Below are 18621 nucleotides of genomic sequence, written 5' to 3'. Positions count from 1 at the left end.
TCCGTCCCGGTTCAGAGCCGGCCGCTGGCCTTCGCCCGGATGTAGGCGTCGGCGACGAGCGGCGGGACGTCCGCCGGTGCGCCGCGCACGACCTCGGCACCGGAACGCCGTGCGACGTCGGCCGCACCGTCCGCGTCGAGCAGGGTGCGTTCGGCGGCGGCGCGTCGGTAGACGTCGCGCTCCGCGCCGGTCGGGAGGCCCGGCACCCGTCCACCCCGCGCGGTTCGGATCGCCGTGGCCGGGTCCACCCCGCCGCGCGCCATCCGCTGGACGGCCGGGTCCTCGATGCTCGTCACGACGACGGCGTGCCGTCGGGACAGCCGCGGGAGCACGGCGAGCAGGTCGCCCGAGGCGCCGACGGAGTCGAGGCTCGAGGCGAGCACGACCATGGCGCGCGAGGTCGTGATCGAGTCGACGAGCGCGGGGACGGATGCCCAGTCGGTCGCGGCGAGCCCCGGTTCGGCCATCGCGAGTGCCTCGCCGAAGCGCTGCACGACGTCGGTGCGGGTGGCGCCGTGCACACGGTCGTGCGCCGTGTCGTCGAGGACCACCAGGTCGACGCGGTCACCGGCGGCTGCCGCGAGGGCACCGAGGAGCAACGCCGACTCGATGAACGTGTCGAGTCGGGGTTCGTCGGCGACACGGCCGGCACCCGCCCGGCCCGCGTCGACCACGACGACGACGCGCCGGTCGCGTTCCGGGCGCCAGGTCCGGACGACGAGGTCCTGCCGCCGCGCGGTCGCGCGCCAGTCGATGGACCGCACGTCGTCGCCGCGCACGTAGTCGCGCAGCGAGTCGAACTCGGTGCCGTGCCCGCGGAGCTGCAGCGTGGTCTCGCCGTCGAGTTCGCGGAGCCGTGCCAACCGTGACGGCAGGTGCCGCCGGGAGCGGAACGGCGGCGTCACGACGAGTTCGCCCGGTGCCGCGACGACCCGCTGCCGTGCGGCGAGGCCCAGGGGACCGAAGGACCGCAGGGCGACCCCGGTGGTGCGGCGTCGACCACGACGGAACGGTGTGAAGCGCATCCGGGCCGTCCGCCGCTCCCCGGCGGGGACCGCCATCCGGATCCGACGGGGACGGTGGCCGGCCGACGGCTCCCACATGTCGCGGACCACACCGCGGACCGTGCGGGAGCCGTCGTTGGCGAGCACGAGGGTGCCGTCCGCGGTGCTGTCGCGTCGAGCGAGCCGGGGCATCCGCCGCTCCACGCGGACCCGTCGCAGGTCGGCGGCGAGCACGACGTCGAGCGCCGCGGCGAGCAGCACCACCCCGACCCACGCCAGACCGGCCCACCCGCTGCCGAGCAGCACGGTGGGCACGAGGGCGACGGCGAGGAGCGCGACGAACCGGCCGGAGACCGCCACTAGATCGGCACCCGCACCTGCTCGAGCACCTGCTGGAGCACGCCGTCGGCGCCGACGCCCTCGAGCTCGGCGTCGGCGGCGACCCGCAGGCGGTGCCGCCAGACCGGCAGGGCCATGGCCTGCACGTGGTCCGGGGTGATCGCGTCGTAGCCGGTGAGCCAGGCCCACGCCTTGGCGGCGGCGAGCAGTGCCGTCGCACCGCGGGGGCTGACACCGACGCGGACGGACGGTGCCTGCCGGGTGGCCCGGGCGAGGTCGACGATGTACGCGAGCACGTCGTCGCGGGCGCCGACGGCGCGGACGGCACGCTGCGCACGGACCACCTCTTCGACGCCGACCACCGGGGTGATGCCGGCCGACCGGACGTCGCGCGGCACGAACCCGTCGGCGTGGCGCCGGAGCACCTGCCACTCGACGTCGCGCGGCGGGATGTCGAGGGTCAGCTTCATCAGGAACCGGTCGAGCTGCGCCTCGGGCAGCGTGTACGTGCCCTCGAACTCGATGGGGTTCATCGTCGCGGCGACGAAGAAGGGGTCGGGCAGCGCCCGGGCGTCGCCGTCGACGCTCACCTGGCGTTCCTCCATCGCCTCGAGCAGGGCCGACTGGGTCTTCGGCGGCGTGCGGTTGACCTCGTCGGCGAGCAGGACGTTCGTGAAGACGGGGCCCTCGCGGAACGGGAACGTGCCGGTCGAGGCGTCGTAGACGAGCGACCCGGTGACGTCGCCGGGCATCAGGTCCGGTGTGAACTGGATGCGCTTCGTGTCGAGCGTCATCGCGGCGGCGAGGCTGCGGACGAGCAGGGTCTTCGCGACACCGGGGACGCCCTCGAGCAGCACGTGCCCCTGCGCGAGGAGTCCGACGATCATTCCGGACACCGCACCCTCCTGGCCGACGACGGCCTTCGCGACCTCGGCGCGGACCCGGCCGAACGCGTCGCGCAGGTCGGAGCCGGCCGCGGTCGTGGGGTCGTGCTCCGGCGCGGTGTGCTCGGTGGTGGCAGGGGGCAGGTCGGTCACGGTCGTGCTCCTGGTCGGTCGGGGTCAGAGGTCGGTCGGTCGCCGGAGGTCGCCCGGCGCACGGCGCGTTCGAGGTCGTCGAGCGCCGCGGTGCCGTCGACGAGCGCACGGTCGTCGTCGGTGGTCCCGCCGACGAGCACGGCACCGACACGGGTGTGCGGAATGCCGGTGGCCTGGGCCGCGGCCCGGACGACCTCGTCGACGTGGGCCGATCGGGGCAGTCCGAGCATCCGGCCGATGCGGCGGACGGCGGCGACGCGCAGGGTGTCGAGGGCGTGGGTGCGGTCACGGGTGCGGGCGTACATCCGGGCGCGCCCCTCGGTGGTCTCGGCAGCACGGACGACGACGGGCAACCGCTCGACGACGAGCGGGCCGAGCCGTCGGCCCCGCCAGACGCCGGCCGCGACGGCGACGAGGGTGAGCAGTGCGAGGGCGCTCGGGACCCACGGCGGGGCGAGCTCTCCGAGGGTAGGAGCGGCGTCGGGGGTGCCGACGGCCGGGGTGTACCAGACGAGTCGCTCGTCGGCGCCGAGCAGCCCGAGGGCGAGCGCGGCGTTCCCGGCGGTGGTGATCGTGTCGTTCCGGAACGCCGAGGTCGTGCCGAGCAGGGTGACGTCGCCGCCCGGCGTCGCGGTGCGCACGAGACCCCAGACGCGCGAGCCGCGGTCGCCCGTCGGCGCGCACCGCGCGGCGGCCTCGTCGTGCACGGTGTACCCGGAGCCGGCGGTGGTGACCCGGGCAGCCGAGGCCGCCGCCGGGATCCCGCACGAGGCCGTCGAGACGGTGGCGTCGCCGTCGACCTGGACGGCCGGGTCGACCCGGAGTCCGAGCGCCTCGAGTCCGGCGCCGCTCGTGCCGACGACCACGACGTGCCGCGCCGTGCGGGCGATGCGTTCCGCGACGGCGGGGTCGAGCGCCCCGTCGGCGTCGTCGATGAACACCGTGCCGCCGTCGATCCCGCCGACGCCGTCGACCGTGTCGGTGACGGAGACCGCGGTGCCCCGCTGCTCGAGCACCCGGACCAGGGCGGCCGAACCACTGGCCGTCGTCGAGGTCGGGTCGAGTGCGCGCGGTGCGTCCGGGTCGGTGCCCTGCACGAGGGCGGTCAGGGCGGCGAGCAGGACGCCGACCAGGACGATGGCGACCCAGAACCCGACGCGGAACCGGCGTCCCTCGGCCGGAGCCGGAGCAGGAGTCGCTTCGGCGCTCGTCCGCGTGGCGGTGTCGGTCGTCATGCCGGCACCACCGGTCCCTCGGCCCGGGCGGGGCGGGCCCGCCGGACGGAGCGCTCGGTGTCGAGCACGCGGAGGGCCGCGGCCTCGTCGGCCTCGCCACCGAGGTACCGGACCGCGTCGAAGGCGGTCGCTGCCGCGTCGAGTGCACCGGCCGACGCGGGGAACGGCACGGCACCCCGCGCGGCGATCGTCCGCGCGGTGGCTCCGGGCACGTCGGGCACCAGGTCGCGCTCGCCGAGGCCCCTGGCGATCGCGCGGAACCCGTCGAGCACCGCTGCCGACCAGTCGGCGCGACGGACGGCGGCCTGGGCCGCTTCGAGGAGTTCCCGGGCGGAGCGCAGGTCGTCCGCGTCGAACACCCCGCCGGTGTCACCGTCTCCGGCCCGTGCGCGCCGGCGGGGGAGCCCGCGGGCGACGACGACGAGCACGACGACCGCGACGAGGACCACGATCGCGATCACCAGTGCGGTGCGGGCCGCAGCGGGGGAGTCGATGCCGTCGGCGCGGAGCGACCCGAGCCAGTCGAGGAAGGAGCGCGAGGCACGGTCCCACCACGTCGCCTGGGCGCCGTCGTAGGCGGACCGGTCGAGTTCGCGCTCGAGCAGGCGACGCGCCTCGTCCGGGTCGACCGCCGTCACGCGCTGCCGTTCGGCGGTGCCTGGCCCGGACCCTGCTGCCACGGCGGCTGCTGTTGCTGGTGACCGGGCTGCCACGGCTGCTGCTGCGCGGGCTGCCAGGGCTGCTGCTGCGCCTGCCATTGCTGCGCCTGCCACTGCTGGCCAGCCCACTGCTGCTGCGGCGGCCACGGCGGGCGTGCGACGGGCTCGGACGGCGCGAACGGGTCGGTCGGCTGCCCCGAGTCGAGGTGCGACGCGATCCGCTGGTCGAGGGCCTCGGTGCGGATCCGCCGGTCGATGGCGAGGAACGTGGTGATCGACGCGCTCAGCACGTCGGTGATGCACTGCACCGCGATCGCGAGCAGGCTCCCGACGACGATGGCGATGACCGCACCGGTACCGGCACCCGACGTGCCGCCCGTCTGCCCGAGGGGGTCGAAGGTGCCTGCGATGAGCACGGCGCCGATGGTGAGCGGGATCGACGCGATGGACGCGGCGAACCCGAACATGAGCTGCACGAGCAGCAGGATGCCGAAGGTCCGCCAGAAGGCCCCGCGGGTCAGGCGCCACGACTGGGCGGCAGCGGCGAAGACCGGCCGGCCCTCGAGCGCGATGGTCGGGACGGTGAGCACGAAGCGCGTGGCGAGCCACACGACGACGACACCGATCCCGAGCACGAACAGCACGAGCGCCAGCACGAACCACCCGGTGCCGGAGTCCGCGGCCCCCATGGCCGCGAACACCCCGAAGAACACGAGCCCGGCCAGGATCGCGAGGACCACGCCGGCCCCGATCTGCACGAGCATCCAGGCGACGACGGACCACCGACGACCGGCGAGCAGCGCCCACAGCCCCCGGAACGTGGCTCGACGGCCGAGCACCCGCTGCCCGGTGTCCGCGGCGACCGGCGCCACCAGGAACCCGCGGCCGAGGTAGGCGAGGAACGGCAGCACGACCGAGAGCAGTGCCGTGAGCGTCAGCGTGCCCGCGACCACCGAGTCGGCACCGCTGCCGCCGTCGAGGGCCGAGAACATCCGCGACTGCAGCGCCTGCTGCCCGAAGGTGCTGGCCAGCGTCGAGAGCAGGCCGAGCACACCGCTCAGCAGCACGCTCCAGAGGAGCAGCACGCGGGCGTTCCGGCGGAACACCGTGAACGCGCCGGCCAGGACGTCACCGAGGCCGAGCGGGCGCAGTGGGATCACCGGACGCGAGCCGCCGGACGGTCCGCCCGGTCGCCCCGGACCCGGCCCCGGGGCGGGCTGCGGCGGCACGGAGAAGCGGGGCGGGCCTCCAGGCCGGGGTCCTGGTCCCTGCGCCGGTCCGGACGACGGCGGCGTCGGCGCACCCTGCTGCCCACCGCCCGGTGTGTGCCAATCGGACATGACTCCAGCCCCCTCGTCGTGTCGGACCGAGCCAGCGATGCGCGGTCCACCCCCATCCTGGCGGAAAACCCCGCGTGGCGGGGCCTCGGCTATCGTGTGGGGACACGTGCCGACCACGGCACTCCCGCACGCCACCCGGAGTCCAGATCACATGACACCGCGCATCCTCGTCGTCGACGACGACCAGGCCCTCTCCGAGATGATCGGCATCGTGCTCCGCTCCGAGGGGTACGAACCCGAGTTCAGCGCCGACGGCAACGACGCCGTCGACGCGTTCCACGCCACCAAGCCGGACCTCGTCCTGCTCGACGTCATGCTGCCCGGCATCGACGGCATCGAGGTGTGCAAGCGCATCCGTGCCGAGAGCGGCACGCCGATCATCATGCTCACGGCGAAGAGCGACACCGCCGACGTCGTCCTCGGGCTCGAGAACGGCGCCGACGACTACGTCGTGAAGCCCTTCAACCCGAAGGAACTCGTCGCCCGCATCCGGACCCGCCTGCGGCCGAGCGCGTCCGACGCCACCGTGCTGCACGTCGGCGACGTCACGGTCGACGTCGCCGGACACGAGGTGCGCCGCGGGGACACCGTGATCGCGCTCACGCCGCTCGAGTTCGACCTGCTCCGGGCGCTCGCCGAGAAGCCGAACCAGGTGTTCACCCGCGAGATGCTGCTCGAGCAGGTCTGGGGCTACCACTACAAGGCGGACACCCGCCTGGTGAACGTCCACGTGCAGCGGCTCCGCGCGAAGATCGAGCACGACCCGGACAACCCGAAGACCGTCACCACGGTCCGCGGCGTCGGGTACCGCGCCGGAGGAGCCTGAGCACCATGCCGCCCTCGACGCGCCCGTCGGGCTCGACGCGCCCGTCGGGCTCGGCACGCGGCTCGGGCCGCGCCGGCGGGGCCGGCAGCGCCGGTGGGGCCGGTGGGGCCGGTGGCGCCACCGTCTCGATCGGCGTCGTCGACCGCAGCCGTCGCCGGATGCGGCGCTGGCTCCGACGCGCCTGGCGCCCGATCGCGTACCTGTGGCGGCGGTCGCTCATGTTCCGCTCGGTCGCCATCACCGTGATGACGACGGGGCTCGCGGTGGCGATCATCGGCACCGCGGTCATGGTGAGCATCTCGACGAACGTCTACTCGCAGCGCCGCGACCAGATCGAGTCCGAGTCGGCCCGGGCCACCATCGTCGCCCAGGGGATCTTCGACGCGGCGACGGCGGCCGAGGACAACAACCAGTCCGAGCTGGAGACCCTGCAGAACGAGGCGCAGCAGGCGATCCTGTCGAACACGACGAGTCCGGGCGGTACGAGCATCGCCATCGAGCGGAGCCCGGGCCAGTCCACCCCGCAGACGCTGCAGACCATCGCCAGCCAGGACTTCCCGGACGCGGTGATCACCGATGCCCTGCGCAAGGAGGTCGGGCAGAACACCGGTCGCCTCAGCCTGCAGCCCGTCGAACTCGACGACGACGGGCGCCGGGTGCCGGGGCTCGCCGTCGGGTCCACGCTGCAGATCCCGAGCGCCGGCCAGTACGAGCTCTACCTGGTCTACGACCTCTCCGATGCGCAGCAGACCCTGGACTTCGTCTCCCAGACGCTCTCGATCGGCGGTGTGGCGCTCATGGTGCTCATCGCCCTGGTCACGTCGCTCGTCGTCCGGCTCGTCGTGGTGCCGATCCGCGGTGCCGCCGAGACGAGCCGGAAGATCGCCGCGGGGCGCCTCGACGAACGCATCCCGGTGCGCGGGCAGGACGACCTGGCGACCCTGGCGCGGAGCTTCAACGGGATGGCCGAGGCGGTCAGCCGCCAGATCACCCAGCTCGCCGAGCTCTCCCGCGTGCAGCAGCGGTTCGTGTCCGACGTGTCGCACGAGCTCCGCACCCCGCTCACCACGATCCGGCTCGCCGGCGACATGCTCTACGACTCCCGGCACGCGTTCGAACCATCGGTCGGCCGGTCCGCCGAGCTCCTGCACGCGCAGGTAGAACGCTTCGAGATGCTCCTCGCCGACCTGCTCGAGATCTCGCGGTACGACGCCCAGGCGGTGCAGCTCGACACCGCGCCCGTGGTGCCGGCGTCCCTCGCCGCGGACATCGTGGACGAATTCCGTCCCCTCGCCGAACGCGCCGGCGTCGAGCTGCAGCTCGCGACCCCCGGCGGCCACACCACGATGCGCCTCGACGCCAAGCGCGTCCGCCGCATCCTCCGCAACCTCGTCGGCAACGCCGTCGAGCACGGTGACGCGAAACCCGTGCAGGTCGTCGTCGACAGCGACGCGCGCACCGTCGCCATCGCCGTCCGCGACCAGGGCGTCGGCATGCCGCCCGAGGACACCGCCCGCGTCTTCGACCGCTTCTGGCGTGCCGACCCGAGCCGCAAGCGCACCATCGGGGGCACCGGCCTCGGACTGGCGATCAGCCTCGGCGACGCGAAGCTCCACGGCGGTCGCATCGACGTGTGGTCCCGACCGGGCGAGGGCTCGACGTTCGTGCTCACCCTGCCCCGCAACGAGCAGGGCACGACCGCCACCTCGGCCATCCCGCTGCCCGAGCTCGACGAGTCGTACGACGGCCCCCGAGCCGTGCGAGAGGAGTCCTGATGCGCCACCCGATCCGCCACGTCCTCGCCGTCGCGCTCGCCGCGGTCAGCCTGCTCGCGGTCACCGCCTGCGCCGCCATCCCGACCGACGGGGCCGTGCGTACCGGGCAGACGATCAAGGACGAGTCGCTCTCGGGCGTCGACTTCCGGCCGGACAAGCCGATCACCGGGTCCGACCAGACGGCGATCCTCCGCGGGTTCATCGCCGCCGCCACCGGAGCCCAGGACAACTACGCGATCGCCCGGCAGTTCCTGGCCGCCGACTTCGCCCAGCAGTGGAACCCGCGGCAGGGCGTCACGATCCGGGACGGCAGCGGCACCGTCGAGCGCGCTGACGACCACGAGCTCACCTACACGATGACGGCCAGCGCCACGGTCGACGCCGAGGGGGAGTACACCCAGGCCGTCCGCCCGACCTCGTCGACGCTGACGTTCCAGTTCGTCCGCGAGGACGGCGAGTGGCGCATCGCCTACGCCCCGGACGGCATCATCCTGTCGCCGGTCAGCTTCGAGTCGGTGTTCCAGCCGCACGCGCTGTACTTCTACGACCCGACCTACCGCTTCCTCGTGCCCGACCAGCGCTGGTTCCTCGCCCGGTCCTCCACGAGCACCCGCATCGCCAGCGCCCTGCTCGCCGGTCCCGCCGACTGGCTGAAGGGCGCCGTCGTCTCGTCGTTCCCCGAGGGCACCCAGCTGTCCCTCAACGCGGTGACGATCGACAGCGGCACCGCCCTCGTCGACCTGTCGAGCGACGCCCTGCGCGCGAGCACCGTCGACAAGGTCCGGATGCGCGAACAGCTCAGCAAGTCCCTCGCCTCGGTCGCCACCATCTCGTCGGTGTCGATGACCATCGAGGGCGCCACGCTGTCGGTGCCGGACTCCGGGGGAGCGGACGCCCAGCAGAACCCCGACGTCGACCCCCGACCCCTGGTCGACGAGGACGGCGTCGTCGGCTACGCCGCCTCGGGCACCGGCAAGGTCGCCGAACTCGGCAGCGGCGTCGGGGCCGCGATCGCCGGCCTCGACCCGACCTCGATCGCCCTGTCGGCGTCCGGCACCACCGCCGCCGTCGGCAACCGGGACGGCGTCGTCGTCGTGCGTGGCAAGGACCGCCTGCGCGTCGATGCCCGCGACGACCTCGTCGCCCCCGCCGTCGACGACCTCGGCTTCGTCTGGGCGGGGCAGCACTCCGACACCCGTCACATCACCGCGTACGGCCTCGGCGGCGACCCCCACCAGGTGCGCACCACCCTGCCGCGCGGCGACCTCGTGTCGTTCCAGGTGTCCCGCGACTCGACCAGGGCGCTCGCGCTCATCGAGACCTCGGACGGCCCCGGCCTGTACGTGATGGCGATCATCCGCGGTTCCGACCGGTCACCGACCTCGTTCGGCGCCCCCGTCCGGGTGCAGGCGGCCAGCGGCACCGCGGTCGACGCCGCGTGGGTGAACGACACCGACGTCGCCTCGGTCGGGCAGACGCCCACCGGTCCGAACATCGTCCGCACCACCATCGGCGGCAAGTCGAGCACCCTGCCGAAGCCCGATGGACGCGCCACCGCGATCAGCGGGGGCAGCGGCGGCGCGCTGCTGCTCCGGATGTCGAACGGCGACGTCCTGCAGTCCACCGGGGGCGGCTGGGACACGACGGGCGTCACCGCCGACGTGCTCGGCGTCCAGCGCTGACACGACGGGCGTCACCGCCGACGTGCTCGGCGTCCAGCGCTGACACGACGGTCCTCCACACCCCACCAGGCCTGGAGGCCCGTCCACCGTCCGGCGCACCGGTCCACCGCCGTCGTCCGGTCACCACCACAGTCGTGGGCGTGCCCACTGATGATGCCTCCAGCCCGTGGCGCGACGCCCTGCTCGCCGTGCTCGGGCTCTTCCTGCCCGTCACCTGCCTGGTGTGCGGCCGCCCGGACCGCGCGCTCTGCCCACCGTGCCGCGCGGTGCTCGCCGCACGGCCCCGGCGGGTCCGGCTGGTCGCCGGCGTCCGGCTCGACGCGGCCTTCGAGTACGAGGGGCTGGTCCGCACCCTGGTCCTCGAACTCAAGCTCCGGGGCCGGGTCGACGTCGCCCGTCCGCTCGGCGTCCGCTTCGGTGCCCTCGTCCGCGCGGCGCTCGCCGCGGCACCGGACGGCACCGTGGTGCTCCGGGTGCCACCGTCCCGGGCGGGTGCCCGACGGCGTGGGTTCGACCCGGTGGTGCTGCTGCTCGCCCGTGGTGGTGTCCGGCACACGGGTCGGCTCGTCCGCGTGCCGGCCGGACGCCGGCGATCCGGACCGGGGCAGAAGGAGCGGTCGGCGGTGGAACGCGTCGCGGCGACCGTCGGGACCCTGCGTGCGACCGGCGTCGACGGCCGCGACGTCGTGCTCGTCGACGACGTCGTCACGACGGGCGTGACGATGGCGGAGGGCGTCCGTGCGGTGCGGGCTGCGGGCGGGCGGGTGGTGCGCTGCGTCGCGGTGGCGAGCGTCGACGACTGATGCTCGGTGAACACCCGGTGTCCTCTGTGTGTCCGGTGAGTGTGCGGCGGACTCGCCGTCTCCCCGTGACGCCGACAGTGCACCGGGTCTAGCCTCGCGGCAAGGCGTTCGGGTCGCCGGACGGAGGCGACGCGCCGACACTGGATGGGAGCCGCCACATGGACGTGACGATCACGGGCCGGAACGTCGGGGTCACCGACCGTTTCCGCACCTACGTCGAACAGAAGTCCGAGAAGATCGACGTGCTCGCCGACCGCGCCCTCGCGTTCGAGGTGCGCATCAGCCGCCACCACGAGAAGTCGAGCGGCAGCCAGGGCGAGGACCGCGTGGAGCTCACGCTGATCGGACCGGGGCCGCTCGTGCGGGCCGAGTCCGCGGCGTCGGACAAGTACGCCGCCTTCGACCTCGCCTTCGCGCGGATCATGGAACGCCTCCGTCGGGCGCGTGACCGCCGCAAGGTGCACCACGGCCGGCACCGCCCCACCTCGGTCGCCGAGGCCTCCGGCAGCGGCTTCGACGGCATGGGTGTCGTCCCGGCCGACGGCAAGCTCATCGAGGACGTCGCGACCGGTGCCGTCCCGGTCGTCGACCAGGAGACCGCCGAGGACGAGAACGAGGTCTACAGCCCGGTCGTCATCCGGCACAAGGTCTTCGAGGCCGCCCCGATGACGGTCGACGACGCCCTGTACTACATGGAGCTCGTCGGGCACGACTTCTACCTGTTCCTCGACGCCGAGACCCGCCGTCCGAGTGTCGTGTACCGACGCAAGGGCTGGGACTACGGCGTGATCGGCATCGACGAGGTGCCCGCCGGCCAGGCGCCGGCCTCGGTCGACGCGGACACCGACGCGGAGCGCGCAGCCGCGATCGCCTGATCCGACGCGGGACCTCCGGCCCCGCACCGTGTGCGCGGTCCGTTCGCGGGCCGCGCACACCCGTGTCCGCGAGAGCCGCGCCGCTCACAGCGCCGTGCGTTCGCGGGTTGCTAGCATGACTGGTCGATCGGGCGCGCAGGTCGCGCGCGACGACCTCGTAAGGAGTTCACGTGGCAAACGTGCTGGAGAAGGTCCTCCGCATCGGCGAAGGACGAACCCTCCGTCGGCTGAAGGCGTACGCCTCGGCCATCAACGACCTCGAGGACGACTTCTCGAGCCTCACCGACGAGGAACTCCACGACGAGACCAAGGAGCTGCGCGAGCGGTACGCCAACGGCGAGACCCTCGACGACCTCCTGCCCGAGGCGTTCGCCGCCGTGCGTGAAGCCGCGAAGCGGACCCTGGGCATGCGGCACTTCGACGTGCAGCTCATGGGTGGCGCCGCGCTGCACCTCGGCAACATCGCCGAGATGAAGACCGGTGAGGGCAAGACCCTCGTCGCGACGACCGCCGCGTACCTCAACGCGATCCCGTCGCGCGGCGTGCACGTCATCACGGTCAACGACTACCTGGCGTCGTACCAGTCCGAGATCATGGGCCGCGTCTTCCGCGCGCTCGGCATGACCACCGGCTGCATCATCGCCAACCAGAGCCCGGCCGAGCGCCGCGAGCAGTACGCCGCCGACATCACGTACGGCACGAACAACGAGTTCGGCTTCGACTACCTGCGCGACAACATGGCGTGGCAGGCCTCGGACATGGTGCAGCGCGGCCACTTCTTCGCAGTCGTGGACGAGGTCGACTCGATCCTCATCGACGAGGCCCGCACGCCGCTCATCATCTCCGGTCCGTCCTCGGGCGAGGCCAACCGCTGGTTCACCGAGTTCGCCTCGATCGCCAAGCGCCTCACCCCGGGCGAGGACTACGAGGTCGACGAGAAGAAGCGCACCGTCGGTGTCCTCGAGCCCGGCATCGAGAAGGTCGAGGACTACCTCGGCATCGAGAACCTGTACGAGTCGGCGAACACCCCGCTCATCTCGTTCCTGAACAACTCGATCAAGGCCGTCGCCCTGTTCAAGAAGGACAAGGACTACGTCGTGATGAACGGCGAGGTGCTCATCGTCGACGAGCACACCGGCCGCATCCTGATGGGCCGCCGCTACAACGAGGGCATCCACCAGGCGATCGAGGCGAAGGAGGGCGTCGAGGTCAAGGCCGAGAACCAGACCCTCGCCACCGTCACGCTGCAGAACTACTTCCGCCTCTACCAGAAGCTCTCCGGCATGACCGGTACCGCCGAGACCGAGGCGGCCGAGTTCATGTCGACCTACAAGCTCGGCGTCGTCCCCATCCCGACGAACAAGCCGATGCAGCGCATCGACCAGACGGACCTCGTCTACAAGAACGAGAAGGCGAAGTTCGAGCAGGTCGCCGAGGACATCGCGGAGCGCCACGAGAAGGGCCAGCCCGTCCTCGTCGGCACCACGAGCGTCGAGAAGTCCGAGTACCTGTCGAAGCTCCTCGCCAAGCAGGGCGTCAAGCACGAGGTCCTCAACGCGAAGAACCACGCCCGTGAAGCCGCGATCGTCGCCCAGGCCGGTCGCTTCGGCGCCGTGACCGTCGCGACGAACATGGCCGGTCGTGGTACCGACATCATGCTCGGCGGCAACGCGGAGTTCCTCGCCGTGCAGGAGATGCACGCCAAGGGCCTGTCACCGACCGAGACCCCCGACGAGTACGAGGCCGCGTGGGACGACGTGTTCGCCCGCGTCAAGGCCGAGGTCGAGGAAGAGGGCGACAAGGTCCGCGCCGTCGGCGGCCTCTACGTGCTCGGCACCGAGCGCCACGAGTCGCGCCGCATCGACAACCAGCTGCGTGGTCGTTCCGGCCGCCAGGGTGACCCGGGCGAGAGCCGCTTCTACCTGTCGCTGACCGACGACCTGATGCGCCTGTTCAACTCCGGTGCCGCCGAGAGCCTGATGGGCCGCTCGAACGTGCCGGACGACCTGGCGATCGAGAACAAGCTCGTCGGCCGTGCGATCCGGTCCGCCCAGGCGCAGGTCGAGGGCCGCAACGCCGAGATCCGCAAGAACGTCCTGAAGTACGACGACGTCCTGAACCGGCAGCGCGAGGCGATCTACAGCGACCGCCGCCACATCCTCGAGGGCGACGACCTGCACGACCGCGCGCAGTCGTTCCTCAAGGCCGTCATCGACGACGTGATCGACAGCCACACCGGCGAAGGCTCCCCGGACGACTGGGACCTCGACGCCATGTGGACCGAGCTCGGCACGCTCTACCCGATCTCGATCTCCATCGACGAGGTCATCACCGAGGCCGGCTCGAAGGGCAAGGCGTCGCGTGACTTCCTGGCCCGCGAGATCCTCTCGGACGCCAAGCTGGCCTACCAGCAGCGTGAGGAGCTCCTCGGCGACGAGGCGATGCGTGAGCTCGAGCGTCGCGTGGTGCTCTCGGTGATCGACCGCCGCTGGCGTGACCACCTGTACGAGATGGACTACCTGAAGGACGGCATCGGCCTCCGCGCCATGGCGCAGCGCGACCCGCTGGTCGAGTACCAGCGGGAGGGCTACGCCCTGTTCCAGACGATGATGGGACAGATCCGCGAAGAGTCGGTCGGCTACCTGTTCAACCTCGAGGTCCAGGTGCAGTCCGACGGCGAGAACGCGGTGATCGAGGCCAAGGGTCTCGGCGAGGACGAGGTCTCCGGCCTCGAGTACTCGGCACCGTCGATCGACGGCGAGGTCGAGGTCCGCGACGAGAAGGGGCGCCTCGAGCAGGCCGCGACCGCTCGTGCGCAGCGCGCCCAGGCCGAGGCCGAAGCGGCCGCCGAGCCGGAGCAGGGCTCCGCGTTCGGCAACGCGGCCACGGCCTCCGGTCAGGCCGCGGCGAGCAACCGCGCCGAGCGTCGCCAGGCCGCCAAGAAGAACTAGCGTCCACACAGGACAGGAGGCACGGTGCCAGCTGGCACCGTGCCTCCCGTCTGTCCGCCACCCGACTACAGGACCCCGGTCGCGGTCGCCTGCCACCGTCCGTGTCGCTCTTCGAGCCGCATGGCGACCGCCCGCGCGTGGCTGCGCGTGTGCACGACCACCGTCGCCTCGGCGACCCCCGCCGCCGGGCGGCAGACGAGGACGCTGCCGACCCGGAGTACCGGGCGCCCGCGTGCCCGCCGACCGGAGCCCCGGGCGTGCGCTGCCACCGCGGCCCGCTGCTGCAGGTGCCGCTGCACGTCGTCGCTGATCCACCGGGCGATGCTGTCGACCTCCCGCGCGCCGGTGAGCACCTCGGCGACGCAGAGCCCGAGCGCTCGTGCGGTCGTCGCCGGGTCCGGGGGGCCGGTCGCCGTGGCGGGCTCCGGCGGCGGTTCGACGACCCGCAACGGCGGTGGATGCGCCGTCGTCGTCTCGTGATCGATGCGGCGTGCCTGCTCTGCCACCCCTGCCCCTTCCGTCGTTGGAGCGAGCGTATGGGGCGTGCAACATACAAAATACACACCGGTCTACCTTGTGGAGAGGGCGACGTTCTCCACAAGGCGTCGGACCTAGACTGGCTGGGTGTCGACCCTCAGTGACCTCGTCCTCGCGCAAGGCCGTTCCTCGGAAGCAGACGTGGAGTGGCTCCACCTGCTCGTGGGGGACTGGCAGCTCCTCGCCGACCTGTCCTTCGCCGACATGGTGCTCTGGGTCCCGACCGCCGAGGACGGCTCGTTCGTGGCCGTCGCACACGCCAGGCCGAGTTCCGCGGCGACGCTGTTCTACCGGGACATCGTCGGGCAGGAGATCCGCGAGGAGTGGCGCGGCCAGGTGACCGAGAGCTTCGCCGGATCACGGGTCGTCGACTCCGCCGAGCCGGACTGGTACGAGGACACCCCGACCCGCGTCCGCGCGATCCCGGTGCTCCGCCGCCTGAGCGCGAAGAGCGCCGAGACCACCGAGCGGCCGATCGCCGTCGTCACCCGGCACTCCAACCAGGACGAGATGCGGACCCCGAGCCGCCAGGAGCTCAACTTCACCGCGAGCGCGAACGACCTGTTCGGCATGATCGCCACGGGCGACTTCCCCGACCTCGGTGCACCGGCTGGCCCGCGCCGTGGTGCGCCACGTGCCAGCGACGGCCTGCTGCGCCTCGACACCGCCGGCATCGTGACGTTCGCGAGCCCGAACGGCCTGAGCGCGTTCAACCGGATGGGCTTCGAGGGGGAACTCGAGCGGAAGTCCCTCGCCGAGGTCACCACCGAGCTCATCGGCGCCCAGCTCGACGTCGACGAGTCCCTGCCGCTCGTCGTCACCGGCCGTGCGCCGTGGCGGGCGGACATCGAGTCCAAGGGCGTCACGGTGTCGCTCCGCTCGATCCCGCTCCGCGACCACGGTGAGCGCATCGGTGCCATCGTGCTCTGCCGGGACGTGTCCGAGCTGCGGCACCAGGAACGCGAGCTCATCACCAAGGACGCCACGATCCGCGAGATCCACCACCGCGTGAAGAACAACCTGCAGACGGTGGCGTCCCTGCTGCGGATCCAGGCGCGTCGAACGCACTCGGAAGAAGCGCGGACCTCGCTGCAGAACGCCATGCGCCGCGTCGCCGCCATCGCCGTCGTGCACGACACCCTGTCGAGCGGCCTCAGCCAGACGGTGGACTTCGACGAGGTGTTCGACTCGGTGCTCAAGCTCGTCACCGAGGTCGCCGCGTCGCACAACACGACCGTGCACCCGAAGAAGACCGGCGAGTTCGGGGTGCTGCCGTCCGAGGCCGCGACGCCGCTCGCCCTCGGCCTCACCGAGCTCGTGACGAACGCCGTCGAGCACGGGCTGGACGGCCGTGACGGCGAGGTCGAGATCGTCGCCCGCCGCTTCGACGACCACCTGGAGATCGAGGTCCGCGACAACGGCGTGGGCCTGCCCGAGGGCAAGGTCGGCTCGGGCCTCGGCACGCAGATCGTCCGCACGCTCATCCAGGGCGAGCTCGGCGGCACCATCGACTGGCACACCCTGACGGGCAGCGGCACCGAGGTGACGATCACGATCCCGTTCCGCTGGCTGACCGCCCCCGCCTGACGCCCGCTCCGAGATCGCAAGACACCGGTGTTCGCCGGTCGAACACCCGCGTTCCGGTGTTCGACGCGTGAACACCGGTGTCTTGCAGAATCGGCCCCGCGCGCACGACGACGCCCGCCGCCCCCGGGGGGACGACGGGCGTCGTGGTGTCAGACGACCGGGGTCAGGACGCGCGGCGAGCGCGGGCGGCGCGACGCTTCAGCGCACGACGCTCGTCCTCGCTGAGACCACCCCACACACCCGAGTCCTGGTTGTTCTCGAGGGCGTACTGCAGGCACATCTCGGTGACCGTGCAACGCGCACAGACCGACTTGGCCTTCTCGATCTGGTCGACGGCGGGCCCGGTGTTCCCGACGGGGAAGAAGAGCTCGGGGTCTGCGGTGAGGCAGGCAGCCTTGTCACGCCAGTCCATGTGTGGTGCTCCTTGATGTCGATGCTCGAACGGCAGGCCGGGGCCGTGGTTCGGGGGATCGGACCGCTGACCATGCATGCGGCATGGAGGGGACAACTGTGGGGAGGAGTCCGCAGGAAGCGTGTCTGACGCCCGCGAGACGCTCGGGGGAGGAGCGATGAACCACGGGAGACGCACACCACATCGTGCCGTCCAAACGACCTCCAATATCGTTCCATACTGGTAGGGCCAAATCAAGGGTTCCGATGCTGGAGGATCACTGTGCACGACGACACCCCGAACGACGCCGATCCCTCCGCACCCGTCGCGCGCCGGTCGCCGGCGATGCTGGGGCTGCTCGCCGTGGTCGGCCTCGAGTTCCTCGCGCTGGTGGTCGTGACGGTCGTCCTGGTCGTCGAACTGCTCGTCGCCCCGGCCACGAGCATCGCCTCCGGCATCGCCCTCACCGTCCTCGTCGCCATCGCTGCGCTCTGGCTCGGTGCGCTGCTGAACGGCCTGTGGCAGGGCCGTGCGTGGGTGCGCTCCGGCATCATCGTCTGGCAGGTGCTGCAGGGCGCCATCGCGATCGGGGCGTTCCAGGGCGTCTTCCGGGTCGCCGCAGTCGGCTGGTTGCTGCTCGTCCCGGCCCTGCTCGGGATCACACTGGTGCTGTCGCGGTCGGTGACGGCCGCACTCGCGCGCCCGGCCGAGTAGACGGTCTGGTCCGGACGCACTGGAGGCCCGGTGCCGGTTCCGAGAACCGGCACCGGGCCTTGCGGTGCGTGGCCGGTCCTCAGACCAGGCCGAGCTTCTTCCGCAGGCTCGCCACGTGACCGGTCGCCTTGACGTTGTAGAGCGGCAGCTGCACGGCGCCGTCCTCGTCGACCACGATCGTGGACCGGATCGTGCCGGTGACGATCTTGCCGTAGTTGTTCTTCTCGCCCCAGGCCGCGTAGGCCTTGTGCACGGTGAGGTCGGGGTCGCTCAGCAGCGGGAACGTCAGCGCCTGCTCGTGCTGGAACGTCTTGAGCTTCGCCTGCTCGTCCTTCGAGACACCGAGGACCTCGTAGCCGGCGGCCTGCAGCGAGGACATGTTGTCGCGGAAGTCGCAGGCCTCGGTGGTGCAGCCCGGGGTGGACGCTGCCGGGTAGAAGTACACGATGACCTTCTTGCCGCGCAGGGCAGCCAGGGAGTGCCGGACGCCGTCCTGGTCGGGCAGCGTGAAGTCGGGGGCGGTGTCGCCGGGGACGAGACGGTCGGTCATGGTGCTCCTGTTCGCGTCGTGCGCCCACGAGTGGTCGTGGGCGCGCGAAACCCATGCTATTGTTGATTCCCGTTGCGGCACGGAAGCCGGAACATGCACCTCTAGCTCAATTGGCAGAGCAACTGACTCTTAATCAGTGGGTTCTCGGTTCAAGTCCGAGGGGGTGCACCGTAGGACGAACGCCCCGGCTCATCGAGTCGGGGCGTTCGTGCGTTCCGGGGGTGTGGACGCGTCGACGTCGAGACACGCCCGGGGTGCGTCGAACCGGGGAATCCGGTCCACGGAGACGTCGGTCCGCGCGGACGTCAGTCCACGC

General features: G+C 72.0%; 16 protein-coding genes and 1 tRNA gene. 9 read left to right on the top strand and 8 right to left on the bottom strand.

The features are described from left to right. Positions 1–11 precede the first annotated feature (11 nt). From DEI85_RS10775 to DEI85_RS10755, 5 genes are read right to left on the bottom strand one after another with little or no spacing between them, the layout of a single operon-like run. Positions 12–1364, bottom strand: a complete 1353-nt coding sequence (locus DEI85_RS10775) for a DUF58 domain-containing protein (protein WP_110861180.1) — start codon at positions 1362–1364, stop codon at positions 12–14. Further along, the gene (locus DEI85_RS10770) at positions 1364–2371 is read right to left on the bottom strand and encodes an AAA family ATPase (protein WP_375231890.1); all 1008 of its coding nucleotides are present in this window, start codon (positions 2369–2371) and stop codon (positions 1364–1366) included. Before DEI85_RS10770 ends, DEI85_RS10775 begins: the two co-directional genes overlap by 1 nt. 5 nt (positions 2372–2376) lie before the next feature. Continuing rightward, a complete protein-coding gene (locus DEI85_RS10765) occupies positions 2377–3615 on the bottom strand; it encodes a DUF4350 domain-containing protein (RefSeq protein WP_110861178.1) in 1239 nt (412 codons plus the stop codon). Beyond that, positions 3612–4295 (bottom strand): DUF4129 domain-containing protein, encoded by a 684-nt coding sequence (locus DEI85_RS10760; protein WP_146238559.1) that lies wholly within the window; start codon positions 4293–4295, stop codon positions 3612–3614. Before DEI85_RS10760 ends, DEI85_RS10765 begins: the two co-directional genes overlap by 4 nt. Then, the gene (locus DEI85_RS10755; protein ID WP_111090389.1) at positions 4250–5434 is read right to left on the bottom strand and encodes a glycerophosphoryl diester phosphodiesterase membrane domain-containing protein; all 1185 of its coding nucleotides are present in this window, start codon (positions 5432–5434) and stop codon (positions 4250–4252) included. The genes DEI85_RS10760 and DEI85_RS10755 overlap by 46 nt, the downstream gene beginning before the upstream one ends. Before the next feature lie 331 nt (positions 5435–5765). Between DEI85_RS10755 and mtrA the strand changes: the two genes are divergently transcribed. The 6 genes from mtrA (at position 5766) to secA (ending at position 14526) form a co-directional block, all read left to right on the top strand. Then, on the top strand, positions 5766–6440 hold the full coding sequence (mtrA, locus tag DEI85_RS10750; RefSeq protein ID WP_017888813.1) for an MtrAB system response regulator MtrA: 675 nt from the start codon (positions 5766–5768) through the stop codon (positions 6438–6440). Between the two features lie 5 nt (positions 6441–6445). After that, positions 6446–8215, top strand: a complete 1770-nt coding sequence (gene mtrB / locus DEI85_RS10745; protein ID WP_258376344.1) for an MtrAB system histidine kinase MtrB — start codon at positions 6446–6448, stop codon at positions 8213–8215. Next, on the top strand, positions 8215–9897 hold the full coding sequence (locus tag DEI85_RS10740; protein ID WP_111123622.1) for an LpqB family beta-propeller domain-containing protein: 1683 nt from the start codon (positions 8215–8217) through the stop codon (positions 9895–9897). Before mtrB ends, DEI85_RS10740 begins: the two co-directional genes overlap by 1 nt. Before the next feature lie 140 nt (positions 9898–10037). Next, positions 10038–10700, top strand: a complete 663-nt coding sequence (locus DEI85_RS10735) for a ComF family protein (protein ID WP_181436374.1) — start codon at positions 10038–10040, stop codon at positions 10698–10700. 158 nt (positions 10701–10858) lie between these two features. Further along, positions 10859–11575, top strand: a complete 717-nt coding sequence (gene hpf, locus DEI85_RS10730) for a ribosome hibernation-promoting factor, HPF/YfiA family (protein WP_110861168.1) — start codon at positions 10859–10861, stop codon at positions 11573–11575. A gap of 170 nt (positions 11576–11745) precedes the next feature. Then, the gene (gene secA, locus DEI85_RS10725) at positions 11746–14526 is read left to right on the top strand and encodes a preprotein translocase subunit SecA (RefSeq protein ID WP_110861166.1); all 2781 of its coding nucleotides are present in this window, start codon (positions 11746–11748) and stop codon (positions 14524–14526) included. A 65-nt stretch (positions 14527–14591) separates the two neighbouring features. Here the strand turns inward: secA and DEI85_RS10720 are convergent, their stop codons facing one another. After that, positions 14592–15032: an Rv3235 family protein gene (locus DEI85_RS10720; protein ID WP_111123624.1), complete on the bottom strand. Its 441-nt coding sequence runs from the start codon at positions 15030–15032 to the stop codon at positions 14592–14594. A 118-nt stretch (positions 15033–15150) separates the two neighbouring features. On the opposite strand from DEI85_RS10720, the gene DEI85_RS10715 reads away from it, so the two are divergent. Continuing rightward, a complete protein-coding gene (locus DEI85_RS10715; RefSeq protein WP_110861162.1) occupies positions 15151–16650 on the top strand; it encodes a sensor histidine kinase in 1500 nt (499 codons plus the stop codon). Positions 16651–16813: 163 nt separating this feature from the next. Here the strand turns inward: DEI85_RS10715 and DEI85_RS10710 are convergent, their stop codons facing one another. Beyond that, the gene (locus tag DEI85_RS10710; protein WP_017888820.1) at positions 16814–17062 is read right to left on the bottom strand and encodes a WhiB family transcriptional regulator; all 249 of its coding nucleotides are present in this window, start codon (positions 17060–17062) and stop codon (positions 16814–16816) included. Between the two features lie 261 nt (positions 17063–17323). Here DEI85_RS10710 and DEI85_RS10705 point away from each other — a divergent pair, with 261 nt between their 5' ends. Beyond that, complete coding sequence (locus tag DEI85_RS10705; RefSeq protein ID WP_110861160.1) at positions 17324–17755, top strand: hypothetical protein; 432 nt, start codon at positions 17324–17326, stop codon at positions 17753–17755. Positions 17756–17834: 79 nt separating this feature from the next. On the opposite strand, the gene bcp is transcribed toward DEI85_RS10705, so the two are convergent. Beyond that, a complete protein-coding gene (gene bcp / locus DEI85_RS10700; RefSeq protein ID WP_110861158.1) occupies positions 17835–18305 on the bottom strand; it encodes a thioredoxin-dependent thiol peroxidase in 471 nt (156 codons plus the stop codon). 95 nt (positions 18306–18400) lie between these two features. Between bcp and DEI85_RS10695 the strand changes: the two genes are divergently transcribed. Continuing rightward, positions 18401–18473 (top strand) — tRNA-Lys (locus DEI85_RS10695). The last annotated feature ends 148 nt before the right edge of the window (positions 18474–18621 follow it).

The sequence above is a fragment of the Curtobacterium sp. MCBD17_026 genome, from assembly GCF_003234895.2.
GTDB lineage: Bacteria > Actinomycetota > Actinomycetes > Actinomycetales > Microbacteriaceae > Curtobacterium > Curtobacterium flaccumfaciens.
The sequence above is the reverse complement of the archived record's forward strand: the minus strand, read 5'-3'. Positions and strand labels throughout refer to the sequence as shown.

Coding starts and splice junctions, on each gene's coding strand:
- mtrA (WP_017888813.1), top strand. CDS start 5,766: ATGACACCGCGCATCCTCGTCGTCGACGACGACCAGGCCCTCTCCGAG.
- DEI85_RS10765 (WP_110861178.1), bottom strand. CDS start 3,615: ATGACGACCGACACCGCCACGCGGACGAGCGCCGAAGCGACTCCTGCT.
- DEI85_RS10710 (WP_017888820.1), bottom strand. CDS start 17,062: ATGGACTGGCGTGACAAGGCTGCCTGCCTCACCGCAGACCCCGAGCTC.
- mtrB (WP_258376344.1), top strand. CDS start 6,446: ATGCCGCCCTCGACGCGCCCGTCGGGCTCGACGCGCCCGTCGGGCTCG.
- hpf (WP_110861168.1), top strand. CDS start 10,859: ATGGACGTGACGATCACGGGCCGGAACGTCGGGGTCACCGACCGTTTC.
- DEI85_RS10740 (WP_111123622.1), top strand. CDS start 8,215: ATGCGCCACCCGATCCGCCACGTCCTCGCCGTCGCGCTCGCCGCGGTC.
- bcp (WP_110861158.1), bottom strand. CDS start 18,305: ATGACCGACCGTCTCGTCCCCGGCGACACCGCCCCCGACTTCACGCTG.